The 21,486-nt window shown below is 65.0% G+C and carries 12 protein-coding genes; 4 read left to right on the plus strand and 8 right to left on the minus strand.

All coding sequences use genetic code 11. The features are described from left to right. Positions 1–45 precede the first annotated feature (45 nt). The 4 genes from plsY to thrC all read left to right on the plus strand — a co-directional run bounded on the left by plsY (position 46) and on the right by thrC (position 4,780). A complete protein-coding gene (plsY, locus tag AC6RV7_RS11350; RefSeq protein WP_500094092.1) occupies positions 46–708 on the plus strand; it encodes a glycerol-3-phosphate 1-O-acyltransferase PlsY in 663 nt (220 codons plus the stop codon). After that, positions 705–2,036, plus strand: coding sequence for a homoserine dehydrogenase (locus AC6RV7_RS11355; RefSeq protein WP_500094093.1), 1,332 nt, complete (start codon positions 705–707; stop codon positions 2,034–2,036). The genes plsY and AC6RV7_RS11355 overlap by 4 nt, the downstream gene beginning before the upstream one ends. 106 nt (positions 2,037–2,142) lie before the next feature. Continuing rightward, on the plus strand, positions 2,143–3,357 hold the full coding sequence (locus AC6RV7_RS11360) for an aspartate kinase (protein ID WP_500094094.1): 1,215 nt from the start codon (positions 2,143–2,145) through the stop codon (positions 3,355–3,357). 64 nt (positions 3,358–3,421) lie between these two features. Next, complete coding sequence (gene thrC / locus AC6RV7_RS11365) at positions 3,422–4,780, plus strand: threonine synthase (protein ID WP_500094202.1); 1,359 nt, start codon at positions 3,422–3,424, stop codon at positions 4,778–4,780. Between the two features lie 18 nt (positions 4,781–4,798). Here thrC and AC6RV7_RS11370 read toward each other — a convergent pair whose 3' ends face one another. The 8 genes from AC6RV7_RS11370 to AC6RV7_RS11405 form a co-directional block, all read right to left on the minus strand. Then, on the minus strand, positions 4,799–6,997 hold the full coding sequence (locus AC6RV7_RS11370) for a glucoamylase family protein (RefSeq protein WP_500094095.1): 2,199 nt from the start codon (positions 6,995–6,997) through the stop codon (positions 4,799–4,801). Between the two features lie 25 nt (positions 6,998–7,022). After that, on the minus strand, positions 7,023–9,371 hold the full coding sequence (locus AC6RV7_RS11375) for a glycoside hydrolase family 31 protein (RefSeq protein WP_500094096.1): 2,349 nt from the start codon (positions 9,369–9,371) through the stop codon (positions 7,023–7,025). 20 nt (positions 9,372–9,391) lie between these two features. Further along, positions 9,392–11,551 (minus strand): glycoside hydrolase family 3 N-terminal domain-containing protein, encoded by a 2,160-nt coding sequence (locus AC6RV7_RS11380; RefSeq protein ID WP_500094097.1) that lies wholly within the window; start codon positions 11,549–11,551, stop codon positions 9,392–9,394. An 86-nt stretch (positions 11,552–11,637) separates the two neighbouring features. Then, positions 11,638–15,102, minus strand: a complete 3,465-nt coding sequence (locus tag AC6RV7_RS11385; protein ID WP_500094098.1) for a GH36-type glycosyl hydrolase domain-containing protein — start codon at positions 15,100–15,102, stop codon at positions 11,638–11,640. Between the two features lie 106 nt (positions 15,103–15,208). Beyond that, a complete protein-coding gene (locus AC6RV7_RS11390; RefSeq protein WP_500094099.1) occupies positions 15,209–18,040 on the minus strand; it encodes a TonB-dependent siderophore receptor in 2,832 nt (943 codons plus the stop codon). 47 nt (positions 18,041–18,087) lie between these two features. Then, entirely contained in the window at positions 18,088–19,197 is a 1,110-nt protein-coding gene (locus tag AC6RV7_RS11395) for a carbohydrate ABC transporter permease (RefSeq protein ID WP_500094100.1), read from the minus strand. 1 nt (position 19,198) lies between these two features. Continuing rightward, positions 19,199–20,086, minus strand: a complete 888-nt coding sequence (locus AC6RV7_RS11400) for a carbohydrate ABC transporter permease (protein ID WP_500094101.1) — start codon at positions 20,084–20,086, stop codon at positions 19,199–19,201. Further along, positions 20,073–21,476, minus strand: coding sequence for an ABC transporter substrate-binding protein (locus AC6RV7_RS11405; protein WP_500094102.1), 1,404 nt, complete (start codon positions 21,474–21,476; stop codon positions 20,073–20,075). The genes AC6RV7_RS11400 and AC6RV7_RS11405 overlap by 14 nt, the downstream gene beginning before the upstream one ends. Between the last annotated feature and the right edge of the window lie 10 nt (positions 21,477–21,486).

Consider the following 21,486-nt stretch of genomic DNA (forward strand, 5'->3'; position numbering starts at 1 on the left):
GGCGATCCGACGCTGACTTCGCGCCGGCACGCTCCCGCTTCTTCCATGCTTCTCTCCGTTCTCCTCGCTCTCGTCCTCGGATACCTGCTCGGTTCGCTGCCGTTCGGGTATCTGGTCGCGCGGGCGAAGGGCGTGAACATCTTCGAGGTTGGGAGCAAAAATCCGGGCGCGACGAACGTCCGCCGCGTGCTCGGCAAGGGGCCGGGCAACCTCGTGTTTGCGTTGGACGCGCTCAAGGGCGCGGTGGCCACCGGCTGGCCGCTGCTGCACATCGACTGGAGCGGTGCGGACGGAGCTCTGAGCATCGCGTTCTCAAGCGGTCCGGAAGCGAGCAACGCCCTCTCGGTCGCCGGCCTGATCGGTGCGCTCGTGGGCCACAGCTACTCGTGCTTCACCGGATTTCGCGGCGGCAAAGGTGTGGCCACGTCGCTCGGCGGGCTGTTGATCGTGCTGCCGCTCGCCACGCTGATCGCGGGCGGGCTGTGGCTCGTGACCTTTTTTGCCAGCCGCTATGTCTCGCTTGCCTCGATTGTCGCGGCCGTGGCGCTCGTGTTGGCCACGGTTTTCCTCCAGTCGCCGGGCCTGCTCGTCAGCCTGGCCGGAATCGTGGCCGCGTTCGTAGTCCTCCGTCACCGCACCAACATCGTCCGGCTGCTGAACGGCACGGAAAACAAATTCGTGAAGAAGTCCGCCGCTCCCAAATCATGAACGCACCCACGGTCATTCGCATCGGCATCTGTGGCTTCGGCACCGTTGGTCAAGGGGTGTGGAAGCATTTCGAGCGCTCGCGCGCCGAGCTCGAGTCGCGCCTCGGCGTCCGTCTGGAACTCGCCCGCGCCGCGGCGCGCGACCTGAAGAAGAAGCGCGCCGTCAAGGTGCCGGCGAGCAAGCTCACCGACGATCCCATCTCGATTGCGTCGGACCCGACGATCGACATCGTGTGCGAACTGATTGGTGGCACGGATACGGCGCGCGACGTGACGCTCGCTGCGCTTGCGATGGGCAAGGTCGTCGTTTCCGCGAACAAGGCGCTGATCTGCAAGCATGGCGCGGAGATCTTTGAAATGGCGCGGCGCCACGGCGGGCATTTCCTGTTCGAAGCGAGCGTCGCCGGGGGCATTCCGATCATCAAGGCGCTCCGCGAGGGCCTCATCGCCAATCGTTTCCCGCTCATTTTCGGCATCCTTAACGGCACCTGTAACTACATCCTGACGCAGATGGCCGAGTTCGATACGCCTTATGCCGAGGTCCTCGCGGAGGCGAAGCGTCTGGGCTATGCGGAGGCTGACGAGGCCCTGGACGTGCAGGGCTGGGATGCCGCCCACAAGGCCGCGGTGCTCACCTATCTCGCGCATGGCGTCTGGGTCCCGACCGAGCAGATGATCGTCGAGGGCATCGACCGGCTCACGCCCGCCGATTTCCAGCACGCGAAGGCGCTCGGTTACGGCATCAAGCTGCTCGCGATCATCTCGCGCGATTTTGCCCACAACGAGCTTAGCGTGCGCGTGCATCCGACCTTGCTCCCGAAGAGCCATGTCGTGGCCAACGTCAACGGCGTCTTCAACGCCGTGTCCGTGGAAGGCGACGTCGTCGGCACCACGCTTTACCTCGGTCGCGGGGCGGGGCAGGACGCGACTTCGAGCGCCGTGATCAGCGATATCGCGGACGCCGTCGCCTTGCTGAGAAACGATCGGCGGGCATTCGTCACGGCGCGACGCGAGGCCGCGCCCGCGCGTCCGGGACAGGCGTGCCGCCTGGCTCCGCCGGAGCGCATTCACGGCCGGTATTACCTGCGGCTCACCGTCAAGGATCGTCCCGGCGTGCTCGCGCGCATCGCGTCGGTCACGGCCGACCAGCATGTGAGCATCGCGAGCGTGATCCAGGGACCGGCGGAGCGTCCGGATGCCGCCTCGCTCGTGCTCACCACCCACGACAGCAACGAACTCGCGATTCAGCGCACGCTCGCCCGGCTGAAGAAATTATCCGTGGTGCTCGAGGCGCCGCTGTTGCTCCGCATCGGCGATTTCGAACGCTAGCGCACTCGCGCCGAGCGTCGACGCCGGGGAGGGGAGAGAATTGCCCGCCCCGCCGAGACACTCGACTGCCGCTCCTTCACTCTTCATCTCTCATCTCAACTTCCAGATGGCACGCATCGTCCAAAAATACGGCGGCACCTCGGTCGGTGACGTCGATCGCATCAAAAATGTCGCGGCGCGGATCAAGGCCGTGCGCGACCAGGGCAACGAGCTCGTGGTGGTGGTATCCGCCCGCGCTGGCGTGACCAACGAGCTCATCGCGCGGGCCAAAGCCATCAGCGCGACGCCGAGCGAGCGCGAGATGGACCAGCTCCTCGCCGTCGGCGAACAGGAGACGATCGCGCTCACCGCGATGGCGCTCCACGGACTCGGCGTCCAGGCCGTCAGCTACACCGGCGCGCAGGCCGGCATCTTCACCGACGAGGTGCACACCAAGGCGAAGATCAAGAAAATCAACGCCAAGGCCCTCGAGAAGGACCTCTCCGCGGGCAAGGTTATCATCGTCGCCGGTTTTCAGGGGATGAACGAGGAAGGCCAGGTGACGACCCTCGGCCGCGGCGGCTCCGACCTCACCGCCATCGCGCTCGCCGCCGCCATCAAGGCCGACAAGTGCGAGATCTACACCGACGTCGACGGCGTTTACACGGCCGATCCCCGCATCGTGAAGGACGCCAGGAAGCTCACCGAAATCAGCTACGACGAGATGCTCGAGCTCGCGTCGCTCGGCAGCAAGGTCATGCAGTCGCGCTCGGTCGAGTTCGCCGCCAAATACAACGTCGTTTTCGAAGTCCGCTCCTCTTTTAACAACAACCCAGGAACAATCGTGAAACAGGAAGTCGCCTACATGGAAAAGGTCGTCGTGCGCGGCGTCGCCGTCGACAAGGACCAGGCCAAGGTTCTCGTGAGCAACATCGTCGACAAGCCCGGCTCGGCCGCGACCGTGTTCAAGGCGCTCGCCAACGCCCACATCAACGTCGACATGATCGTGCAGAACGTCGGCCGCCAGGGCATCGCGAATCTGACCTTCACCGTGCCGCAGACGGAAACCGCCAAGGCGCTGAAGGCACTCGAGCCCGTGCTCCGGGAGATCGGCGGCGACGTCCGCGTGGAGGAAAACATCGCGAAGCTGTCCGTGGTCGGCGTCGGCATGCGCACGCACAGCGGCGTCGCGGCGATGCTTTTCGAGACGCTGGCACAAGCCGGCATCAATCTCGAGCTGATCAGCACCTCGGAAATCAAGATCTCGGTCGTCATCGCGAAGGACAAGGCCGACGAAGCCGCCCGCCTCGCGCACACGGCGTTCGGGCTCGACCAGCTGTAAGGCGGCAGCCGGCGGCGAAGGCAAAACCCACGGCGCGCGGCGCGCGCCACCCTTGCACAACGTGATGCGATTCCTCTCGACCCGCGGCCAGACCCAGCCGGTGCGTTTTTCCGAGGCCGTGGCCACCGGTTTGGCGCCCGACGGCGGGCTGTTCCTGCCGGAAACGCTGCCGGACCTTTCGCGCGAGCTGCCGCGTTTCGAGGGCCTGGCGTATCCGGATCTTTGCTACGAGTTCCTGCGCATCTTCGCCACCGACATCGAGCCGGCGGTGCTGCGCGGGATCGTGACGAAATCCTACACGACTTTCTCGCATCCGGAAATCGCGCCGCTCCGGCAGCTCGGGCCGAAACTTCACGTGCTCGAGCTCTGGCACGGGCCGACGCTCGCGTTCAAGGACTTCGCGCTCCAGGTCCTCGGCAATCTTTACGAGCACCAGTGCGCCGTGCGGCGCGAATCGATCAATGTCCTCGGCGCCACGTCCGGCGACACGGGCGCGGCGGCGATCCACGGCCTGCTCGGCAAGCCGGGCACGGCCATCTTCATCCTTTATCCGGACGGCCGCGTCTCGCCGCTGCAGGAGCGGCAGATGGCGTGCACGGGCGCCGACAACGTCTTCGCGCTCGCGATCGACGGCACGTTCGACGACGCGCAGTCGGCGTTGAAGGAGATTTTCGGCGATCAGAAGTTCCGGCTGCAGCACCGTCTGTCGGCCGTGAATTCCATCAATCTGGCGCGCGTGCTCGCCCAGTGCGTGTATTATCTCCACGCGTGGCTGCGACTGCCGGCAACCGACCGTGACAACGTCGAGTTCGTCGTCCCGACGGGAAATTTTGGCAACGTGCTCGCCGGCTGGCTGCTCCAGCAGATGCGCGTGCCGATCCGCGGGTTCAAGGTCGCCACCAACCAGAACGACATCCTCTACCGGCTGTTCACGACCGGCGAATACCGCGTCAGCGACGTGCATCCCAGCCTGGCGCCGTCGATGGACATCCAAGTCGCGTCGAATTTCGAGCGCTTCCTCTATTACAGCCTCGGTGCGGACGCCACGCGCGTGCGCGAAGTGATGCAGACCTTCAAGGCCACCGGGGATTACCGTTTCGAGAATTTCGATCGCGGCACGTTTTCCGCATCGCGCTCCACCGATGCGGAGATCCCCGGCATCATCCAGCGCGTGTATCGCGAGTTTGGTTACGTGGTCGATCCGCACACGGCCTGCGCGTTCCAGGAGCACAATCCGGAGCGCGTCAACGTGGTGCTGTCGACGGCGAGTCCGGCGAAATTCCCGGAAACCATCTGCGGCGCGATCGGCTTCGAGCCTACGCATCCGAGTCTCGAGGTGCTGAAATCGCGCGAGGTCGTGAAGCACCGTTTGCCCGCCACCGCGGAGGCCATCCGCGCCTTCGTCGACCGCCACGCCGTCTAGCGCGGCGGCACGACGGCGTCAGCGCCGCGCGTCCGGATCCGGCTTGAAGCCGATCGCGTCCAGGGCGGGTTTGATCTCCGGGTTCGCCATGAAGTTCTTCCAGACGAGCCCGGTGCGGTGGTTTTCGATCATCACCGTGATCGGAGCCTGGTTCAGCGCCATGTAGACTTCCTCGAACCAGTTTTGCGTCCGGTTGAAGCCGTCGAAGAAGCCGTAGGTTCCGAACACCTTCGGTCCGAGTTCGCGATAGAAATGACGCAGCGCCGCCGTGGACTCCTTCGGCGTGTAGGGCATCGACGCGAGCGAGGCCATGATGCTGATCGTGCCGTTGTCGTCGCGCGGATACGGCTTGCCGCCACCGGCGTTGATGCCGACGGACAGGCCCCAGCAGTCCTTGCTGTAACCGACGAAGTTCCGCGGGTTCTCGACGCAGTAACGGTGGTTGATGAGCGTGATCGCGCGGTTGTTCTCGAAATAGTTCGTGTAACGGTCGCGCAATCCCCGCGGATCGAAGCCCATGTAGGAGAAGTGAACGAAGAACAGGTCCGAGCCCGTGCCTTCGCCGACATCGAGTTTGATTCCGTAATACGTGTTGCCGTTGACGTAGCGATCACCGTCCGTCGTGCGGCTCCAGCCGTGGCGATACTGCAGATGACGCTCCGACGTGCCCGCCCAGCCGGTGTGATAGAGCTCCGCTGGCACGGGATGCGTGGGCGAGGCGATCGCGAGGAGATAGATGATCATCGCCTCGTTCCAGCCGATCAGCGGGTGACTGATGTGAAAGCCGGCATCCGGCGACCAGTGCCAGTAAAGCACGTCGCTGTCGGGAGATTTTCGATACCAGTCCCATTCGATCTCCCGCCAGAACTTCGTGGCCTTCTCGCGGATCTCGCGCTCGGTGGGATTATCGCGGTCGAAATACTGCCGCGCGGCGAGCAGCCCCTGCATCATGAACGCCGTTTCCACGAGATCGCCGCCGTTGTCGTATTTGCCGAAGAAGGGGACCGCTTTGGCGGTTTCGCCGTTCAGGAAATGCGGCCATACGCCGTGGAAGCGGTCCGCGCGTTCGAGGAAACGGACGATCTTCAGCAGGCGTTCGGCGATTTGTTCGCGCGGTGCGAATTCCCGCTCGGCGCCGACGATCAGCGCCATCACGCCAAAGCCGCTGCCGCCGAGCGCGAGGAGGTTTGGATCGCCGGGCAGAACCTCGGGCGCGAGCCCCGCCTTCGGATGGCCCGCCTCCCAATAATAGCGGAAGCACGCCTCCTGGACCATGGTCATCAACTCGTCGTCGTTCAGCTCGCGCGTGGTCGCGGCAGCCGTGACGTTCGATGGCGCGGATTCGTTGCCGGCGAGGTCGAGCGCGGTGACGCGATACTGCGCCCGTTTTCCCGGTTCACCGGTGAAATGCATGTAGCGCGTGCGCGAGCCCTGCTGCGTGCCGACCGGCTCGAAGGTCTTCCCGTCCCACGATCGATAGATGCGATAAGCGAGCAGATCGTCGGCTTCGCTGGCCTGCCAGCTGATGTCGAAGTGCCGCTCGAACGCGCGCGCCGTGGCTTGCGTTGGCGGAGGCGGCGGCGTGCGGTCGCCGGGCGCGGCGTCGCGAATCTGGATGTCGTCGATGATCAGCGTGTGTTCCCGGTTGTCGTCCATCCCCTGCATGAACGAAAGACTGACAAAATCGGGTTTGCTGAATTTGGGGTCGTCGGTGCCGTTGTAGTTCGGCGAGTGGAAGGTGGCGAACGGGAGCGTGACGAGCGTCCACTGGCCTGCGGGGATTTTTTCGCCGTCGCGCACGAGCGTGATCGCAGGCGTCCCGTTCTTGTCCTTGTCCTGGAGGAAGACGCGCGGCGAATTGGCCTCGGTGATCTCCGAGTCGGCGTAGCACCAGAGAGTCAGCGAATCGCCTTCGAACCGGAAGGGGCGCGCGTAGCGCTGCGTAATCTCGATGGTCATGCGCCAGTCTCCGCCGGGGGCGGAGCGCCATTTGAGCCGGAGCGCGTTCGGCGGACTGACGAAACGCGTGGGATCCACCGGCATCTTGCCGTCGCTCGTCTCCAGTGTGCTGGGCGCAATGAGGTAGCTGGCGCTCGTGTCGTAGCCGCCGTCCGGCAGGCTGTTGTCAAAAATTACATGCCGGTCGTAAAGCTGGATGGTCTGGGCGCACGCGAGCGTGGTCACGCAGCAGAGGGCGAGGAGGCGGAGCGTTTTCATGGGGCGGAAAGGGCGATGGGTGGCGCTAGATTTCGATTTCGTCGCTGATGCGCGCGGACAACGAACGACCGCTGGCCTGCCAGCGATGACCGCGGAGCCGGAGCGGGCGATGGGTTTCGTCTACTGCGAAATGGAGCACCTTTTCCGGGCCGTAAGTGACGAACCGCACGCGCAGGCTTCCGAAACCGCGCGCCAGAAATCGCGCTCGCACTTCCAGCGAACCGTCGCCGCGTCGACGCGCGCTGAACGTCACGGACGTCCGTTCGCCGCGCTGGTAGCCGAAGCTGAGGCCGTCGTCGGCGTGATACGTGAATTCGTGCGCCGAACGATCCCGCTGCAACGCCGGCGGCGGAACAAAGAGATGCAATTCGATGCGTCGGAGGTCGGTCGCGTTATCCTCGGGCATTCCCGGTTGGAGGGGAATCATCGCGCCGGCGCGCGCGAACAGCGGCGTCGATGCCGCGTCGGTGCGGACGCGCAGCGTGCGACCGCCGCGGTGCCAGCGGCCGTCGGTCAACGAAAACCAGGCGGCGCCCGCCGGAAGCACGAGCGTGCGAGCCTGGCGGTGCTCCTCGACCACCGGTGCCTGCAGGAGCGATGGACCGACGAGGAACTGGTCGGAGATCTTTCCCAGCGGCTGCGCGCGTCGGTCGGAGAAATCGTGAAACAACGGACGCAGGATGGCCTCGCCGGTCTGCTCCTGCGCGACGAACAGCTGATAAAGATACGGGAGAAATTTATAACGCAGCCGGAGATAGCGCACCAGGATGGCTTCTGCGTGTTTTCCGAACGTCCACGGCTCCTGCCGGCGCACGCCGGTCGCGCTGTGATTGCGGAAAAACGGAAACAGGAACTGGAGCTTGTGCCATGCGATCGCCAATTCGCGCGTGGCGTCCAAACCGAAACCGCACACATCCGGCCCGCAGAACGGGAACCCCGACAGCGCGAGTCCGAGGCTTACCGGAATGGCCATCCGCAGGTGGTGCCAGTTGGACAGATTGTCGCCGGTCCAGACGGCGGTGTGGCGCGCCGCGGAGATCCACGCGCTACGCGAAATCAGAAACGGACGCTCGTCCGGGCGGGCGGCGAGCAGGCCGGCGCGCGTCGCCTCCGCCATGCCGGATGCGTATTGATTATGATAGGACGCGTGCGGCTGCCGGCCGCGATCGAACAGCATGTCGTCGTTCTCCGCGGCACCCGTCGACGGATCGTTCATGTCGACCCACACGGCTGACATCCCGTCGCGCGCGAACGTCTCCACGCGTCGCGCCCACCACTCGCGCACCTCCGTCAAACTGAAATCCGGAAAATGCGTGGCCCCCGGCCAGACGAAGCCGACATACGGGCGACCGGTGCGATTCTGGCAGAAAACCCCTTTCGCGAGACCGTCCTCGTAGGCGTCGTAGCCCGGCTCGACCTTCACGCCGGGATCCAGGATCGGGACGACGCGGCGGCGGCGTTCGCGTAAAAGCTCGAGGACACGCCGGGTGTTGGCGGGATCGCCCCAATGCTCGGGGGCGAGCGTGAACACCTTCAGCCGGTCCATATGATCGATGTCGAGCCATAGGCCGTCGCAGGGAATCTTGCGCCGCCGCAACTCCCGATCGAGCGCGGCCAGGTCGCGCGGGCCGGCGTAGCCCCAGCGGCTCTGGTGGTATCCAAGCGCCCACAACGGCGGCAGCGGCGTCCGGCCGACGAGCGTCTGGAATTTGCGCATGAGCTCCGCCAGCGAAGGACCGACGATTGCATAAACGTCCGGTTCGCCATCGGGCGCACCGAGATAGAACGAGCGTCGATCGAGATCCGTGCGGTTGCGGACGTCGTAAACGAAGTTCGAGGCGAGCTCCATGAACACCTCGCCGGGGTGATGCACGAGGAGTCCGACGAACGTGTTGCCCCGTTTCACGATCAGCCACGGGAGGGAGACATACATCGGATTCGGATGGCCGAGCCGAACTTCGTCCCACGAGAAATCCGCGATCAGATCGGTGTTCCAAAACTTCACCCGTTGTCCGCTTTTCTCCAACCCGCGATTGTGTTCGCCGAGACCGTAGAACTCGAAGCTGCGCTCGTGCCGAAACTGCAGCAGCCACTTCGAACCGCAGCGACCGAAGGTTGCGCCCGGCACGCTCGTGAGCAGCACCCGGCCGCGGCGGTCCGCGATCGTCAGCGTGCCGTCGTCTGCACACGCGAGCGTGTGCTGGGAGCTCCCGGCGATCTCGTGTTCCAGGCGGGCCTGACTGGGATTGCGCCATGGTTGTCGCGTGCGCAGCCGAAATACGTCGCCGCCGAGCGAATCGATGACGAAATCGTCCTGGCGCGCGGCGAAAACGAAGTTCGTCGGATGCGGAATCTTGTTGAAATACGCGAGCATGGCGACGGCCGGCGGCGGGATCAGTCCACCACGCGGAAGCGGGCGGTTTCGGATCCGGCAAACACGATGATCTCGCCGGCTTCGAGAATCTGCTGGCCGTTCGCATCGGGAAACGCGAGGTCACGCGACGGATCGATGTCGAAACGAAACATGCGGCTTTCGCCGGGTTGCAGTTCGGCGCGCTCGAAATGTTTCAGCTCCTTCAGCGGACGTGTGATGCTTGCGACCGGATCGCGGATGAACCAAAAAACGGTTTCGGCGCCTGCGCGCGGGCCGGTGTTGGTGACCGTGACCTCAGCCACGATGCGCTCCGTGCTTTTCACGTCGGAACGGTCCAGCCGGATCGGACTGTAAGCGAACGTCGTGTAGCTGAGTCCGTGGCCGAACTCGTAGAGCGGCACCGTCGGAATGTCGCGGTAGGCGCCTTCGTCGCCGAGTCGCGCGCGGGGTCGCATGTTATGGTAAATCGGAATCTGTCCGCTGGTGAGCGGCCACGTGACTGCGAGGCGCCCGGAGGGATTCGCTTGTCCGAGCAAAACGGCGGCAATCGCGGCGCCGGCGCGGGAACCGCCCTGCCACGCGGCGACGATGGCGTTCATCCTCGGCTCCAGTTTCTGCAATTCGAGCGGACGCCCGGAAACGAGAACCAGCACGATCGGCTTGCCCGTTTCGGCCAAGGCGAGCGCGAGTTCTTCCTGTTGCCCCGCCAGGCGGAGGGTGGAGCGCGAGGCGTTCTCCCCGCTCATCCACGCCTCCTCGCCGAGGCAAAGCAGCACGACATCGGAGTCGCGCGCGGCGCGCAGGGCGGCGGAGAAGTCGACCGGTTCGGATTCGGCGCTCGAGCAGCCGCGTTCGACGCGCAAGGTGACGCCGCGAGGAAGTTGCTCGCGCAACGCCGCCGCGATCGACGGCGTCTCTTCGGGCCGGCCTTGCTGGGCCCAGCTGCCGAGAAGCGCCGCCTGGTTTTCGGCGAGCGGGCCGATGAGCGCGATACGCGTAACCTTTGGCCGACGGTCATCGGACAACAGCGGCAGAAGGCCGTCGTTTTTGAGCAACACGATCGATTGGGTCGCCAGTTCCTCGGCAACTGCGAGCTGCTCCGAATTGGGCGCGGCATCGGTGAGCGCGGAACGCTCGGTGTAGGGTTTCTCGAACAACCCGAGTTCGAATTTCACGCGCAAAATCCGGCGCACGGCTTCGTCGACGGTCGCGAGTGAAACGCGGCCGGAGGCGACGAGCGTGTCGAGGTGTTTGGCATAAAGCCCGTCCGCCATGTCGAGATCGACGCCGGCATTGATCGCCTTCTGCACGGCCTCGGTTTCGTCGCCGGCGAAGCCCTGGTGCATCAACTGCAGCACGGCGTTCCAGTCGGAGACGACGAGTCCGTCGAAGCCCCAGCGTTCGCGCAAAATGGTCGTGAGCGTGTAGCGGTTGGCGCTGGTGGGCACGCCGCTGAGATCGTTGAAGGCACTCATGACGGTGCGCGCTCCGGCCCGCACGCCGGCTTCGAACGAGGGTAGATGTTTCTCCCACAAAGTCTGCGGCGAGATCTCGGTATAGCTGTAATCGCGGCCGCCTTCGGACGCGCCGTACCCGACGTAGTGTTTCAGGCAGGCCGCGACCGAGCGCGGCGAGTCGAGACGTTCGCCCTGATAGCCTCGCACGGAAGCTTCCGCGAAAACGCCGGAGGCGTAGGGCGATTCGCCGAACGTTTCCGCAATGCGTCCCCAGCGCGCGTTGACACAATGATCCACCATCGGCGCGAACGTCCAATCGACGCCTTGGGCGCGCGCTTCCGCCGCGGCGAGCGCGGCGCCGCGTTGCACCAGACTCGGATTCCATGAGCAGGCTTGAGCGAGCGGAATCGGCAGGATCGCGCGGTAACCGTGAATGACGTCGGCGCCAAAGAGGATCGGGATGCCGAGACGCGATTGCTCGACCGCCCGGTGCTGCACCGCCTGGCGGATCTCAAAGATCGAGGGGCCGCCAATGATGTAGGAGCCGTAGGTCGGACGAAATGCTTCGGCCCGGGCGGCGAAGTTGTTGGGATTGGTGTCGCCGACGTTCCCTTGATGGAGCTGATCGAATTTTTCCGCGCGCGTCATCCGCGAGAGCAGGTCGGTGACGCGCTCCTCGATCGGGAGGTCGGCGCGGCGGTAAGGCAGGGATTCGGCAGGCATGGTCAGAGGCAGGGCGAACAAAGCGAGAGCGGTGCGAACGGACGAAAGCGTCGACCGCGGCCAAGTCGTATTTGAAAAACGGAGACTCACAGGTCGATTTCGAGGATGTTGCTGGGTGCCGTGAGCAGCGGCTCCAACTCGCTGCGGCTGAGCCGCGAGCCGCCCGAGCGATACGGATTCGTTTCGCGCCGATCGGCGGGAAGCGACCGGCCATTCAGCCGCAGCGATCGAGGAGCGAAGTTGCCCTCGCGCACGCGATAGCGGAGCTCGATGCGACGTCCCCAGAGCGTGGTGCGCGCGGAGAGGCCGTCGAGCGAGCGCGGCAGGACGGGATCGAGGACAATTCCGTCGAAATGCTCCCGCACACCGAGGAGGCAGGCGCGAACCTTGTGCAGGAAAAGTCCGGGGCCGCTGGAGTAGAGCCGCCAGCCCCCGCGCACAGCGACGGAGCCGGTGCGGAGTTCGGACCAGCGTTTCTCGGCCTCATAGCGGTCGGCGAAATCGGCATCGGAGCTGGAGAAGTAAACGTTGCTCTGCCGCGGCGCGGCGTTGGGCACGACGGCGCCGAGTCCGACGGGGTTCACGATTTGCAGGGCCGCAAACAAACCGTCGGCGTCGCCCACCTTGGCGAGCGCTTCCGCGTAGCGGAGATGCGCATGCACGTATTGCAGTCCGATCTCGCGGCCAACATTCGCGGCGGTTTCGGCGCGTTTGAAAATGCGCTCGATGCCGCCCGCGTAAGTTGAAGGCTCGCTCATGAGGCGAACGCCATCGGGATAACGCAGCTCCTGCGCGATGATCTCGAGATGGCGCCGCGCTTCCTCCGGAGTGAACAGCTCCGCGAGAATCGAGCGCGTCATCGGCAGCAGGCGATAGCGAATGTGCGTGACGGCGTCCTGTGGATGCAGCAGCGGACGCGTGCGGCCGTCGGTTTCCGTGATCAGGAACCCTGCGACGACGCCTCCCGGCATGAGTTGGGCGGCAAAATCCCGTCGCATGCGCGCGAGAAGATCCGTGAGGCGGCCGGTGAGTTGAGAGTCGCCGGCTCGGCGCGAAACCTCAGCGAGCTGACGGCAGGTGTGATACGCCAGCGCGACGGTCCACGCACTGATCATGCGCGTGCGCATCGCGGGATCGGCGGGCTGGAGCGTGTCGTCCCAATCCCCGTCGCCGTAATTGACCAGCGCGGTGCCGGCGACAAACCGCGACTCGGCTTGGGCCAGGACGCGTTCGCAATGCGCGAGAATCGATTCCTGCGGTCCGGTGGTTTCGAAGCGCTGGGGATCGGTGTAGCCGACGCGGGCCTGCAAAAAGGCGAAATCGTTGGTCGCTTCGACGTAATCGCACAGCGCCTTGACCGGCCAGAAACAGACATCGCCGTGGCTGTGCGCCTGCTGGATGAAGCGATACGGGGGAAACATGAACCACTGCGGCCAGCCGCCATCGGTCGGATATTGCTGCGCGAAAACCGCCTCGAGAATTCGACGCACGACGCCGAACTCGCCGGCCGCGAGCAGCCATTCGACAGAGCCCTGACAAACGTCGCGCACGCCCCACGCGGCGCCGCCATATTGCTCGAGGCCGTGCGGCGCGGAGAAGTGAATCGAGGCGTTGTGGGCAAACCACGGCAGGACGTCGTCGAGGCGCGACATCGCCGCATTCGCGATGCCGTGCAGGTGAACCGGGGCGGCCAGAGCGGCGGCCGCTGGCAGTGCCATCGCGGCTCGGGCTTGGGCGAACGCGGACGGCAGCGCGTCCGGGCCCGACTCCGTTCCGACCATGATCACGGCGCATCGCTTCACGGGTTTCGTTCGGAGCACCGCGTAAGGACCGCCGCGCTCGACGCCGTCGGGATAGAGCAGCCCATCGCCCCCGATCTCGCCTAGCGTAGTGGGATCCGCGATACCAAGCGCGAAAGCGACTCCGGGCTGATGCTGTCCGACCAGAGAGGCCGGAGCTGGCGACGCGAAGATCGTGCCGGTTGACGGTGAAATTTGGAGCACGGCGGGGTGTTCGAACTCGGAGGCACCGAGGACGATTTCGTGGGAAACGAGAAACTCGACCGGCCCGCCGGAGTTCACCTCCAGTTCCAGGAACGCGGCGGGTTCGCCACGGGCGCACCAGGCGCGAGCCACGATCACATCAGCGCCCAACCGGTAGATCCAGCGGGCTTCGGCCGGCGTCATGGCGAAGGCCGATGGGATGCCGAGCTGATGCCAAGCCTCGCCGCGGCGGATGAAGACGCGCTGTCCGCTGGCGCGGGTGACGTTGAGCGCGTTGCGGACGACGGAGAGCAGGCGCGCGAAGTTCGGGTGTCCGAGATAGGCTTGCGCGGAAAAGATGCCGGCGGCGTAGCAAGTGAACCCAAAGTGATGGGGATCGAACCACAGCGAGTCGCCGCTGCGCAAAATGTGACCGTGCGGCCGCGCGACCTGGGCTTCCTTGGTTCGCGCCACCACATGCGTGGCTTCGCCGTGAAAGAACGACAACAGTTGTCCGTCGGTGGAAACCTCCTCGTGACGACGCTGGCCCGGGAACCAGGCGGACCAATCGGCATCGGTCGGCGTTTCTCCGTGAATCCACGACGCCGAGCTGAACAGCGAGCGCGCCGCCGGCGCGACCGCTGGCGAGAGTGTCATATAATGTATGACACTCTCGGGGTTGCCTTGGGCGAAGGGGCGGAGGTCGTGCAGGAGGGCGAGGTCGCCGGCGGAGGAGGCGGCCGGATGGTCTTCGAGGAAACGGGCGAAGAAAACGATTTCGCCGGAGGCGCCGGGCGCGAGTGCGAGGACGCGACTTTGCAGGCCGGCGAGGGCGAACTCGTATTGAAGACGTTGAGACGGAAGCGATGGCAGGCGGACGGCGGCGGGTTCGTTCGTCAGCCGGTGATCCTGACCGAAAAACTGCCAGCCATCCGTGCAAAACGCTTCGGCGCCCGTCGCACAGGCGAAGCCGGCCCAGGGGTGGCGGCCATGCGCCTGCGGCTGGTTCTGACGGGCCAGCACGGTCCAGCCGAGGGTGTCGTCGCGCAGCGGCAGGAGGTCGATGTATTGCGAGGTGTAGGCTTCGTTGTTGCGGACGGCGCCTTCGTCGGCGAGGCCGAGGTCTTGCGCGTGCAAGGCGTCGAATTGCACCGCTTGGTCGGACTCGTTGTGCAGGCGGATCCGCCAGCTCCAGGCGGGAGCGTCCGGGTGGAGCGCGAGCGTCGTTTCGCAGTGGATACGCGGAAGCGGCGCGCAGGCCCAGATGGCGCCCGCAATGGAAACCGAGAACGGCTCGCCGGCGGCGACGAGGGATTTCCAGCCCAGCACGTGGCCAGAGGCGTCGCGCCAGCGTAGCAGGAGCCGGAAGAGGCCGTTTTCGGCGGGGCCGGGCAGGAGCTGGTTGATCAGCGTCGAACCGTGGCGCCAGGCAAACGGCACCCCGTGAGGAAGCATTTGCAGCGCGAGCCCCGAGGCGTTGCGCAGGTCGGCGAGGCCGAACTGCGCGGCGCTGCGAAGGGCGACGTGACGGGAATCGGAATGCGAAGACGAGGCGGAGGAGGCATTCATGACGAGGCTGCGAAAAACGCAGTAGCGCTGGCCGGCGGGGCGCGTGTGCCGCCGCCGGCGAGAGAGAACACCGTCAGGTTGAGCTGCCGGTGGTGAGTTCCTTCCGTTAGAAGGTGAAACGAGCGCTCAGGCGGAAGGTGCGCGGCGTTTGATAGTAGTAGGCGTCGCGGATGTGGCGGCCGCTTTGGTCGGCATAGCCCCAGTGGTAGCCGGTGACGATGGGGTTGTCGTAGTCGAAGATGTTGTCGACGTTCAGCGCGAAACGCGCACGGACGTTGCCGAAGTGCGTTTCGTAGGCGATCACCGCATCGAAGGTGCGGGAGGAGTCGCCGTAATGATCCATGCCGTTGTAAGTGGCCTGATACGATTTGCCGGTGAACGAACCGCCGCCGCCGACGGACCAGCCCTTGAGCGCGTCGTGGAGGAACGTGTAGTTCACGAAGAAGCTCGCGGTGTAGTCGACCGAACCCTGTTCGGGGGCGCCGGCGACGGACTGCGCGAGCTTGTCCTGGACGGAGGCGAGGGCGTTTTGCAGGTCGGACTTCTTCTGCGGGTCGGTCGTCGCCGTGATGGCGTTCTGCCACGTGGCGAGATTCTCGGCGACATGCGCGCGCACCGCGGGGTAGAAGTCGACGACCTCGGTGTCGGGCAGGGCATAGCTGGCCTGCACGCGGAGGTTCGACAGCGGGTTGGCGGTGAGCTCGAACTCGTAGCCGGTGACCTTCAGCGAGGTGGTGTCGGAGTAGGCGACGCCGCCGAAGCCGCTGTCCTGCGGATTGCCCACGGCGACGTTGTACCGTTGCCAGAGGCCGCGGATGTCGACGGGATTTTCCACGTTGCGGCCGGACGACTTCGTATCGTAGCGGCTCAGGGTCGCGTAGTATTTGCCGTCGCCGGTGGAGATGCGGAAACCGTAATCGACGCCCTTGCCTTCCTCGGGATCCGGGCGGCTGCCGTTAAGATACGGCTGCGAGCCGGCGTTCGGCGGCTGCTGATTTTCCGAGTAGTTGGCGAAGACGCCGAGCCAGCCGAAGTAGTAGACGGCGCCGGCCGAATAGGTGGTGCCGCTCTTGCTTTCGTTGGCGATGTCGTCCGTGAGATTCGGTCCGCGCCGCAGGGAGACGACGCGTTCGTCGTAACTGTCGTGACGCGCGCCGAGGAGCACACTGAGCCGGTCGTCGAACAAGCGGCTGTGGGAAACGAACGCGTAGTCGGTGAGCTCGAAGCGGTCGTCGAAGTCGAACCAGTAGCCGTCCAGTTTCGGCATGTAGGCGATGGGAAGACCGTTGATCGAGGACGGGATGTTCATCAGCTGATTCGGCTTATCGAGGTAAAGACGGCCCCAGACCATCCGTTGCACCCAGTCGCCGGGCGCGGCGATCGGGGTGTTGACCTGTCCGAGATACTGGCGGGCGGAGATCTTGAGGATCTTCTGCGCGGCCGAGACGGAAAACAGCTGCTTCCATGGCGAGCCGAAGAGCGTGCCGTCGTAGTTGTAGTTGATCTGGGCGCGGCCCTCGGTGACGTCGCGGCCCTGGGTTTGCTTGCTCAGGAAGAAATCGGCGAACGGCTTGCCGAAGTTGGGATTCGCCGTGCCGTCGGGCAGTTGCTTGTTGATGTCGATCGCGGCGCCGCCCGTGCCTTCGTAGTCCTTCGCGACCTGCCAGTCGCTGTAGCGATAGAACCCCAGCTGGGCGTCCAGATGCTCGTTGAAGCGATGATCGAGGAACGCGGTGACATCGCCGAACTTGATGTCGGAAACGCCATGGCCATACGTCCAGTCCTGGCTCGGGCGGAGCGGGATGTTGGCGGTCGACGAGTAGGTGGTTTCCCAAGGCAGTTTGATCTGATCGGGATACCAGCCCCGATAAGGAGCCCAGTTGAGCGCGGAGCCGACGTCGGCCAGCGCACTGCTGGACGCGTAGCCGCCGGCCCATGGCATCAGGGTCTTGCCCTCGAGCGTCGGAATGTAGACCCAGAACGGATTCAGCCAGTCGCCCCAGGCGCCGGCGTTTTGGATCGGAATGGTGCGCGCGCTGCCGCCGGTGGGTGCGGCGCCCCAGGTTTGCGAAGCAGTGGTGCCATCCCAGCCGGAGATCTTGTCGCCAATATTCGAAGAGATGAGGGTTTTGCGGATCTTCGATCCCTCGACCTCGAGGCGAAAGCTCGTGTTGTCGGTGAACTTGTAGAGCAACGCCACGTCGATGGCGCGGCGGTTGGTCTTGTCGTTCTCGCGCCAGCCGCGGTTTTCGTCGTAGAGGCCGTTGATGCGCACGGCGAACTTGTCGTTCACGGCGATGTTGTAGTCGGCTTCGAAGCGCCGGCTGCCATTGTCGTCGACGATCACCGCCGGGCTGATGAAGCTGCGGTCAAGACGCGGCACCTTGGTGTAGGTGGTCAACGTGCCGCCGACGGTGCCGATGCCGAAGAGGATGGAGTTCGGACCGCGGGTGAACTCGATGCGTTCGACATTATACGCGTCGGCGTCCTGGTAGAACGAAAAGTAGTTTTTCGTTGGCCCGGGACCGCCTTGCTGGCCGGCGCCGGCACCGCGGTAGTTGAACGACCAGGCGTGGAAGGCCTGGCCGCCGAAACCCTTGCCGGCGAGCGGATCGGTAGGCACGACGTTGGGGCTCCATTGCAGTGCTTCGCGAACGTTCTGGATGCCGAGGTCGTCGAGGAAAGTCCGGGTGAGCGACGACATCGACGCGGGGGTGAGTTTGATGGGGGTGTTCGTCCGGCCGCCCGCGAGGGCGTCGACGGCGATGTAGCCGCGGTCGCGGTCGGTGTTGACGGTAAAGGTCTGCAGGACGACGGGCTGCTCCTGGGAAGTATCCGTCGTGTCCGGCGCGGGGGTGGTTTGCGCGGGCAGGGAGGCCGCGAGGCCTGGCGCGAGCGCGAGGGCTAGCGCGAATCTGCGGGGTATCTTCGTTTTCATAGCTTGTGTTGTTTTGCTTTTCCCGTGTGGGGGAAAGGGGGGACGGTTCAGGATTTGCCGCCGGTGGTGGCGATGCCCTGAACGAAGCTGCGCTGGGCCGCGATAAAGAGGGCAATGATCGGGAGGATGATCAGGGTGCTGGCCGCCATCAGGTAGTGCCAATCCGTGAGGGCGCTTTTCTGCTGCATCGACTTCAGGCCGAGCGCCAAGGTGAAGTCGCGCTGATCGGTGAGGTAAATCAAAGGCCCGAGGAAATCGTTCCACGTGCCGAGAAACGTAAAGAGACCGACCACAACGAGCGCCGGACGGCACAGCGGGAGAATGATCTGCCAGAAGATCCGGAATTCGCTGCAGCCGTCGATCCGGGCCGCCTCCGATAGCTCGCGGGGGATCGTGCGAAAGAATTGCCGGAGGAGGAATACGTTGAACGCGCTCGCGAAGAACGCCGTGACCCACAGCGGACGCAGCGTGCCGATCCAGCCGAGGGCGCGGAACATCGAATAGAGCGGCACCATCGTGACGGCGAAGGGGATCATCATCGTCCCCAGCAGCACGAGGAACAGCGACTCGCGTCCGCGCCACTCGAGGCGCGAGAAGCCGTAGGCCACGAGGGAGCTGGAGAGCACCATGCCAATGACGTTGAGGACGCAGAGCACGACGGTATTGCCGAAGTAGCGCCAGAAATCGCCCATCGCACGCATGGCCTGCCCGAAGTTTTCCCAGCGCGGCGCGATCCGGCTCTGGATCGCCGCGTCGCGCACGAGGGTGCGGCGACCGGTGGCGGCATCCGCCACCTCGCGCCAGGGATCGTCCGGTGACGCGGGGATCACGGCGTGCGTATCCACATTTACCTGACGACCGTTGCTGGTGGTCCACACGCCGTCGCGCACGTCGGATTGCGGCAGCACGATCGGCGCGGTGGCGCCGGCCGGTGTGGCCCAGACGCTCGCGTTCGCGATGGTGCCGCCGAGCTTCACCTCGCGGCGGGTGTCGTTCTCCACGACGTAGTAGCGGCGCGGCAGCCACAGCGGCGGCTGCACGGTGGTCTGCTCGGCGGGCTTGAGCGCGGTGGACAGCATCCAGAGCAGCGGCAGCAGGAACACCGCGGCGCCGGCGCAGAGCGCGAGATAGGTCAGAAGTTTCGGAAGCGGGCGCATGTCATTCTCCGCTGTAGTGCACGAAGCCCCGCGTGCTGCGCGACGCGAGCCACGTCAGGCCCAACGTGAGCAAAAAAAGCACCCAAGCCATCGCGCAGGCGTAGCCCATCTGCCGGAATTCGAAGGCGTTTTCGTAAAGATAAACCGCGTAGAACTCGGCCGAGCGATCGGGGCCGCCATTCGTGAACATGACGAACACCGTGGCAAAGGTCTGCAGCGCGCCGATCACACCGACGATGAAGTTGAAGTAGATCACGGGCGAGATCGCGGGAATCACGACATGCCACAGGCGGCGCCACGCGGAGGCGCCGTCGATGATCGCGGCCTCGAGCAGGGCGCGCGGCACGCCCTGCAGCGCGGCGAGGAGGATCACGACGGTGTTGCCGCAGCCCCAGATCGCGACGAGCGCGAGCCCCGGCTTGGTCCAGTTCGGGTCGTCGAGCCACTGCGGCGGCCGGTCGACGCCGAGCCAGAGCAGAGCCTGGTTCAGCAGGCCGTTGCGTGTATTCAAAATCCAAAGCCACACCGCGCCCGCGGCGACGGCCGGCACGAGCGACGGGAGATAGTAGATCGCGCGGAACAGTCCGCGGCCCGCGACCGGGCGGTTCAGCAGCACCGCCAGCGCGAGCGAAAAACAGAGTCCGAGCGGCAGCGAAATCGCGCCGAAAATCAGGGTGTTGTTGAGCGACTTCCAGTAGACGTCGTCGGTCAGCATGTCCTTGTAGTTGAGCCAGCCGACCCAGATCGGACGGGACAGCACGTCGTAGTCGCAGAACGAATAATACAGCGACGCGACGATCGGGTAGATCGTGAAAACCCCGAACCCGACCAGCCAGGGCGAGATGAAGGCGAGGCCGGTCAGCAGGCGTTTGCGTTCACCAGCGCTCATGTTCCCTCCATTCGGCGAGGCGTTCGTCCTTCACGATGTCCCAGCGGCGCATGACGCGGTCCCAGCGCCACTGCACGCGTTTCTGCACCTCGGCGAGCGCGGCTTCCGGCGTCTTCAACAGGAAACGCACGCTCATGGATGCCACGGCCATCTCGATATCGTAGTCGCGCCAGATCGAGAGCCGCGGCACCCAGCGGACGTTGGGGCTGCGCGCAAGGTCGGAGAAGAATCCGATCGCGGGATTCGGATGGGTTTTCACGAACTCCGCCGAGACTTTGCGCAGGGCCGTGAACTTCTGCTGCAGCCGCGCGAGCTTTTCGGCGACCTCCTGCCGCTGCGTATACAGCAGAAACTCGAAAGCCTCGTGCGGATGCTTCGCCCCGCGCGGGATCACGAGCATATCGCTGATCACGAGGGTCATGGGCGCCTCATCCGCCACGCCCGGCGCGGCGGGAAACGGCGCCACGCCCCATTCGAGTCCCGGCGCGTATTTCGCGATGAAGTTGGGCAGCCACGGGCCCTGCATCACCATGGCCGCCTTGCCGGCGAGAAACGGACTTTGGGCAGAAACCGACTGGCCGAAGCTCGCGCCGAAATCCTTCAGCTGATCGACGCCGTAGACGGTCATGTTGTCACGAAACCATCGATACGCGGCGAGATTGCCGGGATCGTTGGCCAGGATGCGGCGGTCGCCGTCCCAATACTTTGCGCCGAACCAGTAGCCCCAGCAGGACACGTTCATGCCTCCGACATCGTTGGGCTGGTGGCCGACCTGCACGATGGTGTAGCGGCCGCGGCTGCGCTCGGCGGGGGTGAGATCCTCGAACGAAATGCGCACCCGCCGGTCGTTGCGCTGGAGTTCGACGCGTGTGAGCCGGCGGCTCATCGCTTCCAACTCGGCGAGCGTCCGCGGCGGCTGGTCGGGATCGAGGCCGGCTTCGCGAAACAGGCGCTTGTTATAGTAGAGCGCCACGCAACCCGGCGTGCTCGGCAGGCCCCACGTGAAGCCGCGGTGTCGACCGAGTTCCCAATAAGCGGGCACGTAGTGTTCCGCGGCGAGTCCGGCGCGGGCGAGTTGCTGATCGAGCGGAAGCAGCGCGCCTTTGTCGGCGAAATCGGGAATGTTGTATTCCCAAAGCCCGGCGAGATCAGGAGGATTGCCGCCCGACGCCGCGAGCATGAGTTTCACGTCGATCGGGCTGATCGTGAGAAAACGCACCTCGATGCGATCCTGCGAGCGGTTGAAATCGTCGATGATCGCCTGCATCGCCTCGGCTTCGAAGCCGCCCCATTTTTCCCAATAATCGACGACCACCCGCGCTGGCGCCGCGGTCAGCGCTGCACCGCACGCCAGCAAGCCGGAAAGGACGATGACGATTCGGGGCAGCATCGAAAGGGCG

It is taken from the genome of Opitutus sp. sgz309028, from assembly GCF_059821195.1.

Coding starts and splice junctions, on each gene's coding strand:
- AC6RV7_RS11405 (WP_500094102.1), bottom strand. CDS start 21,476: ATGCTGCCCCGAATCGTCATCGTCCTTTCCGGCTTGCTGGCGTGCGGT.
- AC6RV7_RS11360 (WP_500094094.1), top strand. CDS start 2,143: ATGGCACGCATCGTCCAAAAATACGGCGGCACCTCGGTCGGTGACGTC.
- AC6RV7_RS11380 (WP_500094097.1), bottom strand. CDS start 11,551: ATGCCTGCCGAATCCCTGCCTTACCGCCGCGCCGACCTCCCGATCGAG.
- AC6RV7_RS11400 (WP_500094101.1), bottom strand. CDS start 20,086: ATGAGCGCTGGTGAACGCAAACGCCTGCTGACCGGCCTCGCCTTCATC.
- plsY (WP_500094092.1), top strand. CDS start 46: ATGCTTCTCTCCGTTCTCCTCGCTCTCGTCCTCGGATACCTGCTCGGT.
- AC6RV7_RS11375 (WP_500094096.1), bottom strand. CDS start 9,371: ATGCTCGCGTATTTCAACAAGATTCCGCATCCGACGAACTTCGTTTTC.
- AC6RV7_RS11385 (WP_500094098.1), bottom strand. CDS start 15,102: ATGAATGCCTCCTCCGCCTCGTCTTCGCATTCCGATTCCCGTCACGTC.
- AC6RV7_RS11395 (WP_500094100.1), bottom strand. CDS start 19,197: ATGCGCCCGCTTCCGAAACTTCTGACCTATCTCGCGCTCTGCGCCGGC.
- AC6RV7_RS11370 (WP_500094095.1), bottom strand. CDS start 6,997: ATGAAAACGCTCCGCCTCCTCGCCCTCTGCTGCGTGACCACGCTCGCG.
- thrC (WP_500094202.1), top strand. CDS start 3,422: ATGCGATTCCTCTCGACCCGCGGCCAGACCCAGCCGGTGCGTTTTTCC.
- AC6RV7_RS11355 (WP_500094093.1), top strand. CDS start 705: ATGAACGCACCCACGGTCATTCGCATCGGCATCTGTGGCTTCGGCACC.
- AC6RV7_RS11390 (WP_500094099.1), bottom strand. CDS start 18,040: ATGAAAACGAAGATACCCCGCAGATTCGCGCTAGCCCTCGCGCTCGCG.